The following is a 20,354-nucleotide window of genomic DNA, read 5'->3' as shown; positions in this document are numbered from 1 at the left end:
AAAAACAAGGGCACAGAGCGAATAGTTCACCTCATCTGATTCTCACAGCAGTGCATACAACCCTCGAATGAGTACGCTCAAGGAACCAGCAAATGCCAAAATAATGGAGAAACGTCGAGCAGCTTCTCGATTGATTTTTGCGGACAGGCGAGCACCTAATGCAATTGCCGCAACCATCGTAAGACATGAAACTGGCCAAATTAACCAAGGTAGCTGCCCCATTGACGCAGTACCACTGAGTTCTTTCACAAGAAAACTGAGCAAACCGCATACTACAAAAAGCGGCTGCAAAGTTGAAGCTAAGCGTCGATGATCCCACTGTGCAGCTTGCGCATAAACAGTAATCACAGGACCTGCTACTCCTGCCAACGTATTAGTAAAACCGGCAATTACTCCGGTAATCAATGCCGGCGCTTTTCCACGTGCCGGTGGCACAAAGCGTTTACCAAAGATCACAACACACAATGCACATACTATCGACGCTCCGACAATCACTTGTAAGGCAGGAATCGAAATACTGCGTATGAGTAACGCACCGCTGAGTGAGCCGATAATCATCACGGAACCAATCAGGCGCACCATTGCCCAATCAATACCGGCTCGCATACTGTAGGAATTCATCAAGGAATTAATGCAGGCTAAGACATTGATTAACAAAATGCCTTGCACAGGCCCGATCGCAAAAGACAAAATAGGTGCTGCAACTAATCCTAGTCCCATGCCACCAATGCGTTGCATTGTGGAACCAACAAAAATGGCGCCAGCTACTACAGCAACAAGTGCTATTTCATCCATGAAAACCACAGACCTCCATATAAAACAAAGCAATAGACATAACGATGTCTATTGCTTTTCCATACTCGCCTTCGCACGTCACACGTGTAACGTGACCGAGTTTAAGAATTAGCTAAGCACGCTCTACAGGATTACCAAGTTTACCGATACCTGGAATCTCAATTTCGATGTAATCCCCTGGCACCATTTCAGCGGTTCCAGCTGGAGAACCAGTACAAATCACATCGCCTGGTAGTAGAGTCATTGACGCAGTAATAAACTCGATACACTCGCCAACATTCTTAATCATCTGATTAGAATTAGAATCCTGCTTAGTCTCAGTAACACCATCATGGGTCAAGTGTGCTTTGATGGGAAGATTGGTGGTATCAATCTTGTCCAAGTCAGTTTCAATCCATGGTCCAAGTGGTGCAAAGGTATCAATACCCTTGGCGCGTGCCCACTGCCCATCAGTAAATTGCAAATCACGCGATGATACATCATTGATGATGGTGAAGCCGCGTACTACTTTTTTCCAGTCTTGAGCTTTAACATTCTTGCAGTGTGTGCCAATGACAAGAGCAAGTTCTCCCTCGAACTCTACCTTTGTAGCGAACTCAGGAATTTTAATAGCTGCTCCTGGTCCGACTACTGCTGTAGGGGGCTTAAGGAATAGCGTCGGAGGCAAGTGGTCTGCAGAGCGCTGGAATACCTCTGCAACGTGATCGGCATAGTTGCGTCCAATTGCCACAATTTTGCTTGGTAGCATTGGCGCTAGTAGTCGAACCTGATCGAGATTCCATTCTTTACCGCTAAATGTGGGTTCCGTAAATGGAGTTCCCTCAATCTCACGGCATTTTTCTTCTCCTTCTGCACCTTCAATGACGCAGAAGCTCATTCCCTCTGGTGTTGCAATTCGTCCAAAACGCATAAGCAACATACTACATAATTCCGTTATAAACAGTGTGCTGAACAAGCCTCTGATGCAGTCAATCCCCCTAATGTGGTGCGGCTGAAATCTATTAATTCATCTTTAGTTCATTAAGGCTTTAAGTGTGCCCGCCTTTGACTGTTCTTTAAGCGCTAAATATAGCTCGGCACAGGCCAGTGCATCACTGAGCGCATTATGGCTACGGTAATCTGGCAGCCCATAGCGGCGTCGCACGCGTGCCAGTCGTAAATCTTCTCCACGCGGATAGGTACCCATTCGTTCCATATGTCTGCGTTCCAATGCAAAGGTATCAACTACTTTGACTAGGCGCGTGTCGAAATCAGCGTTGAAATGTCGTCGGCATGCAGCATTGATGAAAGACACTTCTAATGCGGAAAAGTGTGCAACCATTGCTCGGCCAGAAAGTGCGTCTAAGAGCATGGTCATTGCTTCTTGTTCTGGTATCCCGCCTGCGAGCATCTCGTCTGTGATGTGGTGGATGAGCGCTGATTCTCCCACGTCGTGCATATTTTCTGGTTGTATCAGAACGCTACCTGCGCCAGCTAATTCGATGCGTTGTCCGTCAATGGGTACCCAGGCGATAGAGAGAATCTGATGGCGTTTTGCGTCTAGACCGGTGGTTTCTATGTCTACCGCGAGTAATTTCAGCTTATCGACGTCCATCCTGTCCGTGGGGAGCTGCGAAGCATAGAGCCTGCTCAATGCTCCACGAGCGTGTTGTTTATTTTTGGTGCTGCTGGCACGCAACCATCGCATAATTGTGTCTTTCTCTTGGTGTGGAGTGTGGCGCTGGCCATGTTAGATATTGCGAATTGGGTATTTGGTGGCCAGAGCATTCTGCATATTTTTGATGATCTGAAACGAGTCACGTAGATGTTCACGATCCATTTTGCCCAGTGTTGCTGGGGCGATGTGGTAACTAGGGGTTTGTCCTTGTTTGATTTGTTCTGATTGGTGTTTGAGTGAAATGAGATTGATGAAGTCTACTGCGTCGATCAGATCTTGGCTGCCTCGCTCAGAGATAGAACCAGCTTGAGCTGCTTGTACTAGTCGTTGTCGAGTGGTGAGGGCGGTTATGCCACTGGTGAGTGAAAACAGGCGTGCCATTTGTACGATTGCGGCTAGACCACCTTTTTTCACGTCTAAGGTGTTGGCGTATTTTCCGGATCTATCCACTACGAAGCCGCGGAAGAAACCTAGCGGGGGTTCTCGTCGTACTGCGAGGGTTGCTAAATGGGCTTGGAGTCGAACTGAACTTTGTGCCATTTCTACTGCGTTCTTATGTACTTCTTGCGCCAATTGTGTGGTTGTTGATGTATAGATAGAGCGAAAATCAAAGAATGTTTGTACGTGTAGGAGTGCCTCGGGTTCTGGTGCGGTAATCCAGTGGTGGAAAGTATCGATCCATTGTGTACGAGTCATGCGCCACTGTGGATTCATCGCCATCATCTCGCCTGGGCATAAGGGTTGTCCGGCTTGTGCCAATCCTTCGCAGACAAAACGACTTAGTTGCTCAAAGTAGTGCCCATGCTGTTGAGGATTATAGTTGTCGTCTAAGACGAGGCAATTGTCCTGGTCTGAGGCAAGTCCCATGCCTTTGCGTCCTTGGGATCCGACAACTACAAATTCATAAGGCACAGGTGGGTGTCCTAATTTTTGTTCTGCAAGATATAGCAGGCGTCGGGTGAGCGTATCAGCGGTCATGGTCAAAAGACCGGCGATGTCCTCTGGGGAGGTTCCTCTATCAATGAAGCGAACCGCTACCTCGTCAATGGAAGAATATGTGTCTTTGAGTTCGTCAATGCTATTTTTTCGAGATAAATCTGCGGTGAGATAGATAGGATCATTGCGCATCAGGCGTAGAATATCTGCCGACGAAACAATACCTACCAATTCATTATCCCTGGTCACGGGAATATGTTGGATACCATATTCAGACATAAGCATCATTGCCTCGAATGCTTGCACATCGTCGTTGAGTGTGCGTGGCATGGGCGCCATAATCCTATGCACATTCTGGGTAGTATCCATGTTCTTTGCGACGACTTTGTTGCGTAAATCTTTGTCTGTGATAATTCCGATTACGCTTTGTTCGCAAGCGTGTGTGTCGTTGGATTGTGTTTGTGCTTGCTCAACGATTAACAAAGAGGAAACATTGTGTTCCTGCATAATTTGTGCTGCTTGTACGATAGAAATATCTGCTGTGGCGTGTACTGGGTTTTTGACCATGAACTCAGAGAGCCTAATGCGCAGTAAATCTGAGGATGCCTGGGCGCGTAGTTGTGCCGCAGCAGCGCTGATTCTTTTGGTTAGGCTAGAGAAAAAGCGGGCGAGATCTGGGTATTGCTCGGCTAGTGTATTGATGTGTTCGCGTTTTATTGCCATGAGTAGGCAATCTTCTACTGCGATCATGGTGTATCGTGAGTTATTCTCGCCAAAGATAGTGGAATAGCCAAAGCAGCGTCCTGCGTCTCTGCGGTCGAGCAGGATGTCATTGTCGCCAATGACATCTACGGCGCCGCTGCGGATGATGAAACAAAAATCATTATGAGCACCGCGTTGAATGATAGTGGTGCCACTGCGTACATAGCGCATATCCATTTTTGCAGGGAGTTGGTCGATGACTGCATCGGGTAATTGTGCAAAGGGCGCAGTGGTTGCCAGGAAGTTGCGTACTTCTTCTAATTCAACGCTCATGTATTCATCTTATAGGGCTGCGATGATTCTATCGCCTAATTCTTGGGTGCTATATGTTGTATGGGCGTCTCGGTGAGCAACATCTGTTGCTACTGCTTGTTCGATGCGTGCTGCGTTCTCTTCGTCTCCTAGGTGGCGAAGCAATAGTGCGGCGGACAAAATCGCGGCGGTGGGATCGGCGATTCCTTTTCCTGCAATATCTGGTGCGGAACCGTGTACTGGCTCAAACATGGATGGGTTGGTACCAGTTGCGTCGATATTTCCCGATGCAGCTAGGCCAATTCCGCCTGTGATAGCGCCGGCAAGGTCGGTAAGAATATCGCCAAAGAGATTATCGGTTACAATAACGTCGTAGCGTGCTGGGTCAGTAACCATGTAGATGGTTGCTGCATCAATGTGGTGGTAGTCCACGGTTACGTCGGGATATTCTTGTGCTACTTCATCTACGCAACGCTGCCATAATGATCCGGCGTGGACAAGCACATTTGTCTTATGCACGAGGGTGAGGTGTTTTTTACGTTGTTGTGCTCGGGCAAAGGCATCGCGAACGACGCGTTCGACGCCGTAGCGAGTATTTTGTGATACTTCACTTGCTACTTCATGTTGAGTGTTTTTGCGTAGGGAGCCGCCATTACCGCAGTACAATCCTTCGGTACCTTCTCGTACTACGACGAAATCAATGTCGCCTGGATTGGTCAGTGGTGATACTGCTGTGGGATAGAGTTTGGCGGGGCGCAAATTAACGTGGTGGTCGAGGGCAAAGCGCATTGCTAATAGCAGTCCGCGTTCTAGTACTCCTGGTGGTACGGTGTCAGGTGCGCCTATTGCTCCTAGTAGAATTGCGTCGTGTTCTTTGAGTGAGTCAAGGTCTGCTTGGGTTAGTAATTCGCCATTTTTTAGGTAGCGGCGTGCGCCGAGATCATATTCTGTGGTGTCAATATCATCGCGGAGTGTGTGTAGTACGCGCAGGGCTTGTTGCGTTACTTCTGGTCCGATGCCGTCGCCACCAATAACCGCAAGTTTCATTATGTGGAACTCCTTTTCTCACATTTTGGACTTTAGTCTCCCTTACCAAGATACCGCAGAAAGACAAATATAAATATATTGAACACTGTATAGCCTTTTCACGGCTATTGTTTATCCTATGACCTCTAGTTCGTACACCGCATTTCCCCACACTCATTCCCTCTATTCAATCAAAATGCGTGCTAGCAAAATGGGTCGCCATATCTCTGGCGCAGAACGCATCGTCACCACTGATCAATTAGCACACGTGAGCACACAGTTAATGCACCGTGCACTCAATCATCCCAAAGGAACGCCCGATGATATTCGCATCACGAGCACGCACATTTCCCCCGCAGATATCACCCACATTCCGGCATTACCCATTCAGAACATTGATACTCATAGCCCGCGACAGGCGCAGATGTTCGTCGAAAAGCAACTGGCTAAGCATGGAATAGCTGGGAATCATTTTTGGTCTTTGCTCACAACAGTCACTGGATTACGCGGTGCCATGCTCATCGACGCCGACACCCATGAGCATTATGAACCAGACCAAAACCGAGGGGTACGCGTGAGCAATCTGGACGCAGCGTATTCTGCCACTGACATACGCACAAATATGACAGACAATGACAAGAACCATCACAATGAAGCACTAATTTTAGCCTCGAAAGTAGCACACCACCCTAACATTATTGCCGAATTATGTATCTCGGATGACCCGGACTACACCACTGGATATCTATGCATTAACGGCACTTATCTCCGCATTCATAATATGAAAGCGCCTGGTGATACCTGTGGCACTCGCATTTTTCTTACGCGAAACACACATGATTCCGATATCCCTAAGCTCATTGACTACTTAGAAAACCACATCGTTCTCGTAGATTTCCCCGAAAGCGCATAGCCATGTCCCAATCCCCTGACCTCCACACTTTGTGCACACAACAAAATAACGCCTGGGCACATGCTCATCTAGAACGCACCCCTGCGCTCTTTCATGCAGCACAATCTCCTAAAACACTTATCGACGATACGTCCTTGCTCCTTTTCAGCTCCTCCAACTACCTTGGCTTAAGCACACATCCTGCAATAATTACTGCAGCACACGACGCACTTGCTGCCTATGGCACAGGCTCTGGTGGTTCCAGACTTACCACGGGCAGCACTGCTTTTCATACGAAAGTAGAAAAGGCACTCCCCACGTTCCTTGAGCTAGATGCGCACTATGATTGTGTATTCTTCTCCAGTGGCTATCTGGCGAACCTTTCCACAATCCAAGCACTAGCACAACTAGCACAACTATGTGGTGGGTCATTAAAAATCTTTTCCGATGAACGCAATCATGCCAGTATTATCGATGGCTGCCGCATTGCACGCGTACCTACCACGATCTTTTCTCATTACGACTACACTGATTTAGAAGAAAAACTAGCCAAGAGCACTGCTGACTACGCTCTTGTGATAAGTGATGGCGTGTTTTCCATGGACGGCACTATCGCCGATCTAGCGCAATTGCGTCGCGTGTGCGACAGGTACGGTGCATGGCTTATGGTTGATGACGCGCATGGCATTGGCACCATCGGTCGTCGCGGTAAAGGAATATGCGAGTGTTATCCACATTCTTTGCCCGACATCCTCGTGGTGACGGCAAGTAAAGCCTTAGGAGCTGAAGGTGGTATGGTTCTTGCTCACCCGGAAATCACACGGTTTTTACGCAACCATGCACGCGCATTTATTTTTTCTACCTCCACCTCAGCAGCTAATTGCGCTGCCATTGATACAGCGCTATCACTCCTAGCGCAAGACGAATCCATCGTACAACGCTTACACACTAACGTGGCGTACCTTTTGAGGCTTCTCGACGAGGCGGAAATCGCAGTATCGCGCACTAGCAATGTTGTGTCTGGTGGGTGGGCAAGCCCTATTGTCATTATCCCGCTTGGTGCCGAGGATTATGCGCTGTCAGTATCTCAACAACTGCGCGATTATGGGTTCCATGTGCCGGCAATTCGTTATCCAACAGTCAAACGTGGCGAGGCGATTCTGCGTATAACGCTCATGGCAAGTCATACTCAAGAACATATTGCAGCTTTGGTTCGTGCACTATCTGGCATTCTTTCTGCACACGCATAACTCGCTGCACACAAACCAGTTCAGCACTCAACACCGCAACACCTGCTGAGAAAAATATCGCCGTGAGCACCAAGCTCACAGCGATAATAAGAAATTAAGATTGCTAGCAACTAATACAACTAATCAAGGTTAATTTGCAGCGCAGTTGCTTCAAGGGAATCAGCAATTTGAGTCAAGAGTTCTTGAGGTACTTCGCGTTCTACTCTCAAGATAAGAACAGCACCATCTCCCTTTGCTGCTTGGGTAAGAGCTGCAGCTTCGATATTGATATCTGCTGCTCCCAGCTGAGCTCCTACTTTGCCAAGAGCACCAGGAGCATCGGTGTAGGAGAAGAATAGGTTTCTTCCTTCGGCACGCAAATCAATGCCGCGGTTATCGATCCGTACAATCTTTTCCACGCGCTCTAAACCACTGAGTGTACCTACTACCGAGGATACTGAGCCGTCGCTCGCTATCACTTTTACCTCTACCACGCTGCGGTGTGTAACAGATTCAGGTGCAGTGGTAACTGATAGTTCTACGCCACGTTCTTCAGCAATACGCGGTGCATTCACAAAGGTGACTGCTTCGTCGATAATGCCAGAGAACAGACCGCGCAATGCAGCTAGCCCCAGAGCATCAACCTGTTCTGTAGATAGTTCACCACGCGCTTCTACTTCAATACTTACTGGTGTGGCACCAAGAAGGCGACCAGCAACAAGACCTAGTTTGCGAGCAAGGTTAAGCCATGCTGCGACTTCTTCCCCAACACGACCACCGGAGATATTCACGGCATCTGCCACGAATTGCCCAGATAGTGCTTTGAGCACCGAATCTGCAACATCAGTACCAGCTCTATCTTGTGCCTCTGCTGTCGAAGCACCTAGGTGGGGAGTCACCACTACTTGTGGTAACTCAAACAATGGTGATTGAGTACATGGTTCTTGGGCATAGACATCAATACCAGCACCACGAATATGCCCAGATGTTATCGCCTCAGCCAGTGCCGCTTCGTCGATAAGCCCACCACGAGCAGCATTGATGATGATCTGCCCTTTTTTAGCTTTGGCCAGCAATTCAGCATTGAACATACCAGCTGTTTCTTTTGTCTTTGGCAAGTGAATGGTGACGAAATCTGCTGTTGCCATGAGTTGATCCAGCGAGACTAACTCCACACCTAATTGCGCAGCACGAGCTGGGTTAGCATAAGGATCATATGCGATGATCGTAGTCTCAAAAGCAGCAAGACGCTGAGCAAAGAGCTGTCCAATATGGCCAAAACCAACAATTCCGATGGTTTTGCCAAATACTTCGACACCAGAGAAAGAAGAACGTTTCCATTGACCATCACGCAATGTTTTATCTGCTGCTGGTATCTGTCGTGCAGTGGCTAGGAGCAAGGAAATTGCATGCTCACAAGCAGAGTGGATATTCGAGGTCGGCGCATTGACCACCATCACACCACGCTCAGTGGCAGCAACAATATCTACGTTATCCAGCCCTACACCTGCGCGCCCGACGATTTGCAATTTCGTGGCTGCGTCAAGGACTTCACGATCTACTGTGGTAGCAGAGCGAACTAACAGTGCATCTGCTTCTGGAATTGCGGCTAAGAGTTCTTGGCGATTTGGTCCATCTACCCAACGCACCTCGACGGCATCGCCAAGTGCATCAACAGTAGATTGTGCCAATTTATCAGCAATAAGAACGACAGGACGACCGTTCTGGCTCACGTTATATCTCCTGGAAAATTGTGCTGTCCGCATAATATCGACACGACCGCGCCGCTATTACGGGGTCCACACCAGCCCATCGGCGTGCGACATTGTCAAGTCTAAACCAAGAAAGCTAAAAAGTACCTGCCGAGAAATAGTTTTTAGAATATTTTATGAATATATCCACTACACACATGATTTTCTCAGCCCAAAATTAGCCAAGGATATGGTGATAACTGTGAAAACTCTGCGCTGCTAAAGAAATTTTCCTCCGTCGAGCGACGCGCTTGCCCTAGCACATTATCCACTACCCAACCATAATAAAAATTCTTGCCTGTCTGCTGATAACCAGCGACGATCTGCCCAAAGCGCTGCTTGGCTTCTTCCCAGGACACAAATCCATAGTTTCCCTCAGCAAAAAACTCAGCAACAATAGTAACTGAAACATACGCAGAATCAGTGTCTATGTGTGCTGCATCAGCTATGGGGTTGACACTAGATTGCGCAATTACCAGGGTTTTCTGTGGTATTTTTTTATCCTCGCATAACCTAGCTAACCAAGAAATCGCCCGATTGAGCTCTTGCGCCTCAATAGGCTGCTCAGCGCTATCCATGTCTATAATCACAGAAACATTGGCCCCACTGAGCATATCTTCGATACGAGCTAATTGCTCTACTAATTTTCCGGCATAAGGGGTAATTCTTAAGAAAATATAGCCATGCTGGGCAACCATCTCATTGACCGCATGAGCCACAAGTTCCGGAGAAAAACTAGGTTGTTGTGTGTCTAAAGCAAACACGTTGCCCAAGGCTATTTCTAGACCTGGCACTACCGTACCAACATGTGTACGTGCAAATGCGCTCGCTTGCTTTTTTGCCATTACTACCGCGTCAGCTATTGCAGTCGTGTTTTCTTCCCTACTACGCGCAGCTGTGGCTTCCACGCTAAGCGGCACGTGCTTCATAATCAGGGCGCGTTGGGGAAATACCAAACCGCCACCACCAGCTATTTCAGTAGTGATATTCTCGCCAATGCTTATGCGTTCTCTTAATTGTTGTGCACTACCAAATTGTGCCCCTAAGGCAATAAGCGGTGCATTGGCAAGACCAGCAACCATTCTCATTGTTTCCCGGCTAAACCTAGGATCTGGGAGAGGCATGGTACGCACAGCAGCGCCAAAAGCGCGAGCAGTTGCTACAGCTGCAATGCTTGATTGTTCACTTGCAATGACCACAGGCGACATATCGGCATCACGCTTGGATTGCACAGGAAAAGCCGCAACTGTGTGTTGTTTACGATCTGTTGTCTGGGGGTGAGCGTCGGCAAGCAGTTTTTCTTTTGTGTCGTCATCGAACCAGCCAGGAATCAAATAGCTTACGTGCTCTGGTTCTAGGGCGGCAACAGCAGCTACCACCTTATCCGCATAGGTTATTTGTTTTGGATAGAACTGCAAGGAAGTCATTGTGCCCAAGGCCGCTAACCCGCCGGGATCGACAATGACATTGGTATCTCCTGCAGTGTTGGCTAATGGAACATCCCCCACGCTGAGCACATATTGAGCACCCAGGCGATTAATCTCAGAAACCACTGCCTGGCGGTTGTTCTCGTTCATGGTCAGCATGGGGGCATGGGTCACAACAGCAAGAGAGGCTGCACGCAACTGTGCGCTAATATCGCCGCTGGACACGACTACTGCACTTGAGGTGTCAAAAAACCGCTGTGCGACTTCTACTCCACTTCTGTCTTCGTCCGCAATCACCTCAGGAGTTGGCTCAAAGATATTAGAAACGTGGTGGTTAAGATTCTGGGCACGCGCTTTCCGATACGGATCTGTGCTTTGTTCAGTGCCCATCTCGCTGAGCTGTCCCGACGCACAGCCAGACAAAATAAGCATAAGGACCACAAGGCTGCCCAAGACACTCACGAGAGTGCCACGGTACCTGGCGCTATGAGGCAAAAGCATTCGGTCCTTCTTCTCCTGCGCTTAAATCTGACTCATCCACATCTCGAACTGCGGGGTGTCCCATTGCGTGTTCAATCATTTCGGTAAGACGTTGCCGTCTATCGCGGAAGAATTCTTCAGCTCGATCAGTAAATAACGACTGTGGGTCAAGTAAGTGTGTTTCTAGAACTTCATCAAATTCGGCATCGCTAAGCAGGGATTTAGCTTGGAGTCGGTACAAGTAGCGCGAGGGGGAACTATGCTCGACAACGACATGGGTTTTTCGACTCATAGGTGTGCGATTGAGCACTGATTGCGCCAGTACCGGTGAAATTCCGTGTTCCGTGCACCAGTCTATAGGGAAAATAGGGCGAAAATGCACACCCATTGTGGGGAAAGTATGCTGGTTAAATACTTGTGCACTATGCCAATCCCGTGCCCCTCGCCCCATGATGAGAGCATAGATTCCTTTGTAAAGACCAGAGCGAATACCTGCGCTAAGCAGGCGTGATTCCACAAACCGTGCCGTACGCACTGAGCGTGGCACCAGCTGAGACTCTGTTTCCTGTTTTTCTTCTTGCACTACCCCGGCTTTAATCCACTGAGTTACCTCATTCACATCTGCGGCAGAGCGTTCAATAAGCGATGAGGCTCCATAGAGCTCACCAAATACACCACACCAGAACCAACGGTTGAGTTTATTCCATGATTCTTGTTTGCTGAGCACTCCAGGAGTGTCAGCTAGCAAGGCAATAATTACTGCTAATGGAACTAGCTGAACAGTATAGGGAACATGAGAAGTAGTAAAAATACATCGCTGCGCCATAAAGTTAGCTGCTTCATTAAAAGCTGAGCGCATGATGCGTGCTGATTCTTTGTATTGCGCCAGACTCAGGTGCAAAATTGCTTCTCGATGTCCGTCGGCATGCCCTGTTAGTGCGGTGGCATGCAGCGCAACTGAGGTAAGAAACTCTGTTTGTCCAATTCCGTCTAGCGCTGGGTATTTACGCAGTATTTTCTCAGTAGCTGCCCAGTCTTCTTGTAAGCTAAACGACGCATCTTCTAACTGGAATACCGCGGTCAAAAGCTCAAAGACATCCATGCGTAGTCCTAGGCTATTGACCTGGGCAAAAATGGAACCAATGCCTTCTTGAGCTGTTTCTCGGTCGAGGCGGATCATAGGAACGGCATAGCTGACCAGAGGTTTGATGACTTTATTATTAAATTTTTTTATTTCTTCACGGGTATGCTCATCAGCGTCGCGCGATAGATCAAAGAGAAAATCCGTGCCAGAATCAGACAGCAATACTGAGATAGGAATAAGACCAGCAGCAATTTCATCTTCTCGACTATGCAGCCCATCTGTAACGTGCGGACCATAGTGGGACTTGACCATGCCATCAGCTCCCACGCTAATCACTGCTTCTTCTGGCAGCACTGGGCTAGAGATGGCTTTTTTAATGTCCAAATAATACTTGCGTTGCACTTTCTTTTGACGAAAATCAACGCTCTGCACCATGCCTTCGCCTCTTAAGCATTGGTAGAGGGTGGTGAGTCTTTGCTGCCCGTCGAGTAGCAATAGACCTGGAGCATTGCCTGTGTCTGGAGCGCCTTCTAAGGCGCGTGGCTTAAATCTTGGCTTTTCGTTGCGCGTATCGAGAGCCATGAAAGAGCCCATGGGATAGCCGCGCAGTACGGTCACGAGGAGGGCTCGGATACGATCGACATCCCACCGAAACGAACGCTGAAAATCAGGAAGTTGCAGGTCACCACGATCAATGCGATTGAATAGATCAATGAGATTGTAGCTCGGAGTCGAAAAAGCCATGACTTTGAGTCTAGACGGGCTATGCGCCTGGCGCTAGCGTGCCAAGCTAAACCACACTGCGCCTTATTAGTGACATACTTCCTCATGCGCATAGTGCGCATGGGACTCTATCTGTACTGTGGAATGTTCAATTCCATGTTCGGAAAAAACCTGTTGCACTTTATCTAGCACCGTACAATTACTGCTATTATCCGTATCAATGACCACATGGCAGGTCGCTAGAGCTTCTTCCCCATTGACTGACCATACGTGCAGATCATGGATAGCTTGAACAGTAGGGACAGCGCGTAGCTCTTGTGCGAGCTTGTCGACGTCTATATTCGCTGGTGCGTGTTCCATAAGGATCTTATAGGCGCGAGAAAGCAAGGATATTGACCGTGGCAAAATGAGCACTGCAATAATCAGTGACGCAATCGTATCTGCCCCAGAAAAACCAGTGAATTGCATAATTATTGCTGCAAGAATAACCGCCACTGACCCAAAGAGATCAACGAGCACATGTAAAAATGCGCCTTGGATGTTGATATTTTCTTCGGCATGATTGTGTAGTACCAAGGCCCCAAAGATATTTGCTATAAGACCGATGGTGCCGATGATGAGCATCATGGTGGTGTTGACTTCTTCGTGGCTGCGCAATCGCGAGAGTGCTTCGATCACAATCCATACTGAAATTGCTGATACAGCTGCTGCATTGATGAGAGCTGCTATTACTTCAATGCGTCGGTAGCCATAGGTGGCTACTGGGGTTGCTTTTCGTTTCCCAATGATAATCGCAATGACAGCAACGATAAGCCCGGTGGAGTCACTGAGCATATGCATGGCGTCGGAAAGCAACGCAAGAGATTGCGACCATAAGCCACCGATCAGTTCTGCTAAGAAAATTATTGTGGTAAAGCCCAGCACAATTAGTAGTGCGCGCAATCCACGAGAAGGATGTGCGTGATCATGATTGTGACCATCATGTGCATGATTATGGGCGGTATGAGACATATAAGAATTGTAGCGCACTCGCCCGGTCTCTCGGTGCGTAATTTTGGTACGTAATTATTGCGTACAACCATACCCGGTTGGGAATCCCCTTTATCCCCTCATACCCTCTATACTTGGAGAAATGAATGAACTTGTGCCTGATGTGACCGTTTTGTCGCTCGGCCCAAGCTGGATGGATCCTATGTATTTGCTCAGTGGATCTGGACCTTTTGGTTCTTTTATCCTCCTTGGCGTCGCGCTTATTGTTTTTATTGAATCTGGATTACTTTTCCCATTACTTCCTGGTGATTCCCTGCTCTTTACCAGCGGTATGCTCGCTGTCCAAGATGATCCATTTGCTCCACTTTATGTTGTGATTCCGGTGGTTATTCTTGCCGCGATTTTGGGCGATCAGGTTGGCTATTTCATTGGTTCACGTTTTGGTCATGTACTCAGCAAACGTCCTGATGGTCGTTTCTTCAAGCAAGCCTATATTCAGCAGTCTCATGACTTCTTCGAGAAACACGGTCCAGCGACGATCATCATATGCCGCTTTGTGCCTATTGTTCGCACTTATGCCCCATTAGTCGCTGGTATGGCAAGTATGCGCTATCGAATTTTCTTCCTTTATAACGTTGTCGGCGGCATTCTATGGGGTGGCGGTGTTACGTTACTTGGCGCATGGCTCGGTAATTATGATTTCGTACGTGATAATATCGAGGCCATTTTCTTGGTCATTGTATTCTTGTCAATCACACCTGGTATTTATGGTATGGCGAAACAGTTTTTTGCTCGTCGTAAAGCGGAAAAAGCAGAAAATAATCAAGAGTAATATCACTTCATGTGGCAACCAAAATAACAAAGGATCTCTCAGGAAAATAGAGAGATCCTTTTGTTATGCATCTAGCTATGTGTACGCGTAGGAACAGATTATGCTGTTTCGTTCAATGGGTTTTTGACCCAGCTCATCATGTCGCGCAGCTTTGATCCGGTGCTTTCGATTGGGTGTGCTGCGATTTCTTCGCGGTAGCGTTTCATCTCAGGTTGACCTGCTGCTACATCTGCCATCATGTCGCGCACGAACTTACCGGATTGAATATCAGCAAGAACTGCTTTCATGTTTTCTTTTACTTCTGGGGTGATGATGCGTGGTCCAGCAACGTAGCCGCCCAGCTCTGCGGTTTCAGAAATTGAGTAGTTCATATTCTCAATTCCGCCCTCCCAGATGAGATCCACGATAAGTTTCATCTCGTGAAGTACCTCGAAGTATGCCATTTCTGGTTCATAGCCAGCTTCGGTCAATACCTCAAAGCCTTTCATCATGAGGTGTTCAAGACCACCACAGAGTACCGCCTGCTCACCAAAGAGATCGGTTTCTGTTTCTTCCTTGAAGGTAGTGGCAATAACACCAGCACGTGCACCGCCGATTGCTGCTGCGTACGATAGGGCAAGTGCTTGTGCTTGACCAGTTGGGTCTTGGTCAATAGCAATAAGTGTCGGCACGCCTTTGCCATCGACGAACTGGCGACGAACAAGGTGACCAGGACCTTTTGGCGCTACCATACCAACGATGATGTCCTCAGCTGGGGTAATCAAATCGAAGTGGATATTGAGTCCGTGCCCAAAGAACAGGGCATCTCCTGCGCTAAGGTGTGGTTCGATATCTTCCTTAAAGATTTTTGCTTGTGAAGTATCTGGTGCAAGCAGCATAATAAGATCCGCCCATGCAGCGGCATCAGCATTGCTTTTTACCTCAAACCCGGCTTCTTGAGCTTTTTGCGCAGATTTAGAGCCTTCGCGCAAACCGATAACAACCTCTACACCAGACTCACGTAAGTTTTGTGCGTGTGCGTGACCTTGGGAGCCGTAACCAATGATAGCAACCTTGCGCTCTTGGATAAGCGACAAATCTGCATCTGCATCATAGTAAACGTCAATAGCCATGAGTACACCTTTCTCAATATGTCATTTTCTCATTGTTAGAGATACATCATCTCTATCTTAACCTGATTCTAGCCCATCGTCCTAAATAGTGGGATAATTTTTCCCATATTATGAAACGCAGGCTAGTTGTTCTTCTGTTTTGGAGTCATTACCTTAGGACCACGACTCAACGCAATCTGACCAGAAGTAATCAACTCACGAATACCAAATGGCTCAAGGACATCAAGTAAAGCATTCAACTTTCCTTTATTCCCAGTCGCTTCAATCACCACCGAGTCAGGTGCCACATCCACAATACGAGCCCGGAAGATATTTGCCGCATCAACCACCTGCGGACGATTAGAAGCATCTGCAGACACCTTCACCAACATCAAAGCACGAGCAATTGTTGTTTCCTTTTCTAACCGCACCACTTTCAGAACAGGAATCAACTTATTGAGCTGCTTGGTAATCTGCTCGATATTGACTTCATCTGCATCGACCACAATAGTAATGCGGTTTATTCCCTTTGTCTCAGTTTTACCCGACACCAAAGACACCAAACTAAAACTACGACGGGTAAACATTGCCGACACTCGAGAAATGATGCCATCGATATCCTGTACCAACACACTCAGTATGTGCCGTGAGATTTCTTGCTGTGTCATGAGCGTCCACTTTCTTGTTCATTGTGGTCTTCGTCGAAAAGCGGACGAAGATCACGTGCATACTGAATCTCTGAATTAGAGTTCCCAGAAGCTACCATTGGCCAAACCTGGGCATCAGCTCCAACAATAAAGTCAATAATGACCGGGCGATCATTAATCTCTCGAGCTTTACGAATAGCCGGGATAATCTCTTCTTCTTTTGTTACTCGAATACCCACGCACCCTTGAGCCTGTGCCAACTGCACAAAATCTGGCATATAGGTGTCATGCTCCCGCAGCTTAGTGTGAGAATAATGCCCGTCATAGAACAATGTCTGCCACTGACGCACCATACCAAGATTTCCGTTATTAATCAGAGCAACTTTAATCGGGAATCCCTCCACCGCGCAGGTAGTTAATTCTTGATTAGTCATCTGGAAACAACCGTCACCATCAATTGCCCACACTTCTTTTTCTGGCACTCCCGCTTTAGCACCCATTGCAGCCGGAATCGCATAGCCCATCGTGCCAGCGCCACCAGAGTTTAACCAGGTTCGCGGATGCTCAAAATCAAGGAACTGCGCAGACCACATCTGATGCTGCCCCACACCAGCACAGTACACAGCCTCAGTACCAACCTCCTCAGCTAAGGTACGAATAACGTGCTGTGGCTCAAGCAAACCGTCGTCAGTTTTTTCCCAACCACGCGGGAAACGCTCTTTGAGCTGATTAAGGTAGGATTTCCACTCGCTAAGATCAATGCCCTTTGCGACGTTCTTCGCAAAGACTTTCGTCAAAGCACCAAGCACCTCTGCCGCATCCCCGACGATAGGCACATCCACTGCTCGGATTTTGCCAATCTCCGCTGGGTCAATATCTGCATGAATGACCTGTGCATCAGGGGCAAAAGAAGCAACATCACCAGTAACGCGATCGTCGAAACGCGCACCAATAGTGATGAGCAGATCACTCTTTTGCATAGCTGCAACAGCTGGCACGCTGCCATGCATACCTGGCATCCCCATATGCAATGGGTGCGAATCTGGAAACACCCCCAAAGCCATCAAGGTGGTAACAACCGGAATGCCACTTAATTCAGCGAATTCTTTTAAGTGCTGAGCTGCATTTGCTTTGACCACACCACCGCCGATATACAACACAGGACGTTGTGCTTGAGCAATCAACTCAATGGCTTGTTCGATGCGACGCTTATGCGGTTTCTCTACAGGATGATAACCAGGAAGATCAACCTCAGGCTCCCAGACAAAATCGAACTGAGCATTTTGCACATCCTTTGGAATATCCACCAAAACCGGACCAGGGCGTCCAGTGGAGGCAAGATGAAACGCCTCGGTAAGAGCTCGCGGAATCTGCTCCGCACTCGTAACCATGAAGTTGTGCTTTGTGACAGGCATAGTAATACCACGGATATCTGCCTCTTGGAAGGCATCAGTACCTAATAGGTGACTACCCACCTGTCCGGTAATTGCTACTAAAGGCACAGAATCAAGGTACGCATCAGCAATAGGAGTGACGAGATTTGTCGCACCTGGACCTGAGGTGGCAATACACACACCTACTTTTCCTGTTGCTTGCGCATAGCCTGTTGCTGCATGACCTGCACCTTGTTCATGGCGCACCAAGACATGGCGCAACGCACTAGCCTCATAAAGTGCATCATAAAGCGGAAGAACCGCACCACCGGGCAAACCAAAGACAATCTCTGTATTGAGGTATTCAAGAGTGCGGACAATAGCCTGTGCCCCAGTCATGGTCTGTGGTTTCATGGCTTGCTTCGGGTTAGCAAGCGTTGCCGGGGTAGGCGCAGAAGAAAGCTGTTGCTGAGGTGCCACTGCTAATACTCCTTGGATGAAAATCTATACACTATGTTCTATCCGCTCATATCCTTTAGCTCTCGGGATTACCAAGAACGTCAAAGCAATTGAGGTTTTAGAACTCATGAGATTCACGGATGTGATCTATAACGACAAAACCCTCGTCGAACACTTATGGTGTTGGCGAGGGCACTTGACGGTACGACTTCTTAGCGAGCCGCAACGGCAACTGCCGCCATTGGCACCACAAGAAGTCGAATAATACTCATGTCTAGAACTATACACGTCTAAACAGAAAAATACATATCACACCTAGCACGAGAGCAATATCGCGTTTTTAGCATCTCTGTTATTGGATAACCATAAAGCCTTTATGCCTCTTTACAGGAGGAATAAAGGCTTTACATATGTTCAATAGTGACTACGCAGCGCGCAGGTGACCACCAGTAGTAACTTTAGGGCGGTCTTTCTTCGCAACAGTCTTAGCCTGCTTAGCGACGTTATCCTTCACACTTTCAGAAATAACGGTCTTAGGTGCAGGCTTAGGCTCTGGCTTAGAATCGGCAGGTTTCTCCTGCTCAGGTTGTTCAGGATTACCCTCAGGCTCTACAACAGTAGTAACAACCTCACCCTGCTCAGCCTCAACATCTGTGTCAGGCACAGTTGGTGGAACAACAGGAATCTTAGGCTCCTCACGTTCCTCAGGACGCTCACCAGGCTTCACAGGTTTCTCCTGCTCAGATTCCTGTGGTTCTTCAGAAGGAGTAGGTTCCTGAGTTTCCTCACTTGGCATTGACACTTCAGACTCTTGCGGCTCATCACTAGAGATTGGCTTCTCAGATTCTTTAGAAGGCTTAGCAGGACCAACTTCCTCTTCTTCAGAAGGCTTTGGTTCTTCAGATTCCTGTGGCTCCTCAGAAGGAGTTGGCTCCTCACTAGGCGGAACCTCAGACTCCTCATCAGGACACAACGTAATATGCTGGAAACCCTGGTCACAGTTATCCTCACCACCAAGCAACGGACCAAAATAATTCACCGCAGGATTAAGGCGAAGATTAAACGTCTGCGCATACTTCCGATAACGATTACCAACAGTAGCCTCAATATCACCACCAATCGTATCGAAACGACCAATATCTGCTGTCACAGCACACGCACCCACACCAGTCACACCATGCTTCGAGCCTTGATTCTCGTATAATTCCACAATCTTTTTACGAGTATCCTCAGACTGCTCTTTGGTAGTAACAGGAGGCAACTCACCCGTACGACCCCACTCATAATCTTTCAAGTCCTGACACCCCTCTTCAACATTACCAGGTCCAAGAATCTCATCAGAGCACTTCCACAGCATATTCTCAGCGCGAATCGGCACATACGTATCATCACCAACCGCTTCCACAGTACCGGTGACCTCAAAGGTATAAACACCCAGCGCGTTCAAGCCGATTTGGTAGAAATCCCAATCAGGCTGTTCAGCAAAAGACGAAGGCTGAACCCCATATGAATTCTCTCCGGGCACCTCTGATGCAGATGCATTGCTCAAAGAACCATGAGGATTCTTAATAAACGACGACACCTTATACGTGTCGTTATCTGTTAGTTCCGCCGTCGAATCAACGATCGGAACCTGATACTCTACTTCTTTGGTAGGAACATAAGTATCATTACCCCACCCAATGATTTTTTCTTCAGGTAGCGGATTACCATCCAAATCCTCCCAATAAGTTTTCTCAGGATCTTCCCCCTGAGCGGCAACACCTCTATGCCATTGCACATTAGGCATATGCGTCAGCTTAATCGACACATCTTTGACTGTGGATGGGATCATAATCTGCGCACCACGAGAGGTTTGGATGTGATCTTCTTCCATCACCAAAGGTGATAGTTGTACTTGCCAGGTGACCTGTGTTTCATCGCCTACTTGTTTCACACAGGTAGAACC

17 protein-coding genes are annotated in these 20,354 nt (G+C 47.9%); 4 read left to right on the top strand and 13 right to left on the bottom strand.

Annotation, left to right across the window (positions count from 1 at the left end; genetic code table 11):
• Positions 1–42: 42 nt before the first annotated feature.
• The 5 genes from FQV43_RS04085 to FQV43_RS04065 form a co-directional block, all read right to left on the bottom strand.
• Positions 43–795 carry a sulfite exporter TauE/SafE family protein gene (locus tag FQV43_RS04085; RefSeq protein WP_185967218.1) on the bottom strand — a complete coding sequence of 251 codons (753 nt, stop codon included), beginning with the start codon at positions 793–795 and terminating at the stop codon, positions 43–45.
• A 112-nt stretch (positions 796–907) separates the two neighbouring features.
• Positions 908–1,705, bottom strand: a complete 798-nt coding sequence (locus FQV43_RS04080) for a fumarylacetoacetate hydrolase family protein (RefSeq protein WP_144274696.1) — start codon at positions 1,703–1,705, stop codon at positions 908–910.
• 102 nt (positions 1,706–1,807) lie between these two features.
• The gene (locus FQV43_RS04075; protein WP_168195099.1) at positions 1,808–2,389 is read right to left on the bottom strand and encodes an exonuclease domain-containing protein; all 582 of its coding nucleotides are present in this window, start codon (positions 2,387–2,389) and stop codon (positions 1,808–1,810) included.
• 135 nt (positions 2,390–2,524) lie between these two features.
• Positions 2,525–4,423 (bottom strand): DUF294 nucleotidyltransferase-like domain-containing protein, encoded by a 1,899-nt coding sequence (locus tag FQV43_RS04070; protein ID WP_146339019.1) that lies wholly within the window; start codon positions 4,421–4,423, stop codon positions 2,525–2,527.
• 9 nt (positions 4,424–4,432) lie between these two features.
• A complete protein-coding gene (locus FQV43_RS04065; RefSeq protein ID WP_144274690.1) occupies positions 4,433–5,449 on the bottom strand; it encodes a 3-isopropylmalate dehydrogenase in 1,017 nt (338 codons plus the stop codon).
• A gap of 118 nt (positions 5,450–5,567) precedes the next feature.
• Here FQV43_RS04065 and FQV43_RS04060 point away from each other — a divergent pair, with 118 nt between their 5' ends.
• Together FQV43_RS04060 and FQV43_RS04055 are read left to right on the top strand one after the other, a co-directional pair.
• The gene (locus FQV43_RS04060; protein WP_146339017.1) at positions 5,568–6,341 is read left to right on the top strand and encodes a 6-carboxyhexanoate--CoA ligase; all 774 of its coding nucleotides are present in this window, start codon (positions 5,568–5,570) and stop codon (positions 6,339–6,341) included.
• A gap of 2 nt (positions 6,342–6,343) precedes the next feature.
• On the top strand, positions 6,344–7,570 hold the full coding sequence (locus FQV43_RS04055) for an aminotransferase class I/II-fold pyridoxal phosphate-dependent enzyme (RefSeq protein WP_246846964.1): 1,227 nt from the start codon (positions 6,344–6,346) through the stop codon (positions 7,568–7,570).
• 119 nt (positions 7,571–7,689) lie between these two features.
• Here FQV43_RS04055 and serA read toward each other — a convergent pair whose 3' ends face one another.
• The 4 genes from serA to FQV43_RS04035 form a co-directional block, all read right to left on the bottom strand.
• Positions 7,690–9,282 (bottom strand): phosphoglycerate dehydrogenase, encoded by a 1,593-nt coding sequence (gene serA / locus FQV43_RS04050; RefSeq protein ID WP_146339015.1) that lies wholly within the window; start codon positions 9,280–9,282, stop codon positions 7,690–7,692.
• 185 nt (positions 9,283–9,467) lie between these two features.
• Positions 9,468–11,228, bottom strand: coding sequence for a hypothetical protein (locus FQV43_RS04045; protein ID WP_146339014.1), 1,761 nt, complete (start codon positions 11,226–11,228; stop codon positions 9,468–9,470).
• Positions 11,212–13,035, bottom strand: coding sequence for a DUF262 domain-containing protein (locus FQV43_RS04040; RefSeq protein ID WP_146339012.1), 1,824 nt, complete (start codon positions 13,033–13,035; stop codon positions 11,212–11,214). The genes FQV43_RS04045 and FQV43_RS04040 overlap by 17 nt, the downstream gene beginning before the upstream one ends.
• 66 nt (positions 13,036–13,101) lie before the next feature.
• Positions 13,102–14,025 (bottom strand): cation diffusion facilitator family transporter, encoded by a 924-nt coding sequence (locus FQV43_RS04035; protein WP_146339010.1) that lies wholly within the window; start codon positions 14,023–14,025, stop codon positions 13,102–13,104.
• A gap of 121 nt (positions 14,026–14,146) precedes the next feature.
• On the opposite strand from FQV43_RS04035, the gene FQV43_RS04030 reads away from it, so the two are divergent.
• On the top strand, positions 14,147–14,836 hold the full coding sequence (locus FQV43_RS04030; RefSeq protein WP_168195037.1) for a DedA family protein: 690 nt from the start codon (positions 14,147–14,149) through the stop codon (positions 14,834–14,836).
• A gap of 98 nt (positions 14,837–14,934) precedes the next feature.
• Here the strand turns inward: FQV43_RS04030 and ilvC are convergent, their stop codons facing one another.
• From ilvC to FQV43_RS04015, 3 genes are all read right to left on the bottom strand, one after another.
• Positions 14,935–15,948 (bottom strand): ketol-acid reductoisomerase, encoded by a 1,014-nt coding sequence (gene ilvC / locus FQV43_RS04025; RefSeq protein WP_144274679.1) that lies wholly within the window; start codon positions 15,946–15,948, stop codon positions 14,935–14,937.
• A gap of 122 nt (positions 15,949–16,070) precedes the next feature.
• On the bottom strand, positions 16,071–16,595 hold the full coding sequence (ilvN, locus tag FQV43_RS04020; protein WP_144274677.1) for an acetolactate synthase small subunit: 525 nt from the start codon (positions 16,593–16,595) through the stop codon (positions 16,071–16,073).
• A complete protein-coding gene (locus tag FQV43_RS04015; RefSeq protein WP_168195036.1) occupies positions 16,592–18,427 on the bottom strand; it encodes an acetolactate synthase large subunit in 1,836 nt (611 codons plus the stop codon). Before FQV43_RS04015 ends, ilvN begins: the two co-directional genes overlap by 4 nt.
• A gap of 106 nt (positions 18,428–18,533) precedes the next feature.
• On the opposite strand from FQV43_RS04015, the gene FQV43_RS10110 reads away from it, so the two are divergent.
• A complete protein-coding gene (locus tag FQV43_RS10110; RefSeq protein ID WP_168195035.1) occupies positions 18,534–18,671 on the top strand; it encodes a hypothetical protein in 138 nt (45 codons plus the stop codon).
• Between the two features lie 159 nt (positions 18,672–18,830).
• On the opposite strand, the gene FQV43_RS04005 is transcribed toward FQV43_RS10110, so the two are convergent.
• The gene (locus tag FQV43_RS04005; RefSeq protein ID WP_146339006.1) at positions 18,831–20,342 is read right to left on the bottom strand and encodes a hypothetical protein; all 1,512 of its coding nucleotides are present in this window, start codon (positions 20,340–20,342) and stop codon (positions 18,831–18,833) included.
• Positions 20,343–20,354: the final 12 nt, after the last annotated feature.

The sequence above is a fragment of the Corynebacterium sp. sy039 genome (assembly GCF_007904105.1).
Taxonomy (GTDB): Bacteria; Actinomycetota; Actinomycetes; order Mycobacteriales; family Mycobacteriaceae; genus Corynebacterium.
The sequence above is the reverse complement of the archived record's forward strand: the minus strand, read 5'-3'. Positions and strand labels throughout refer to the sequence as shown.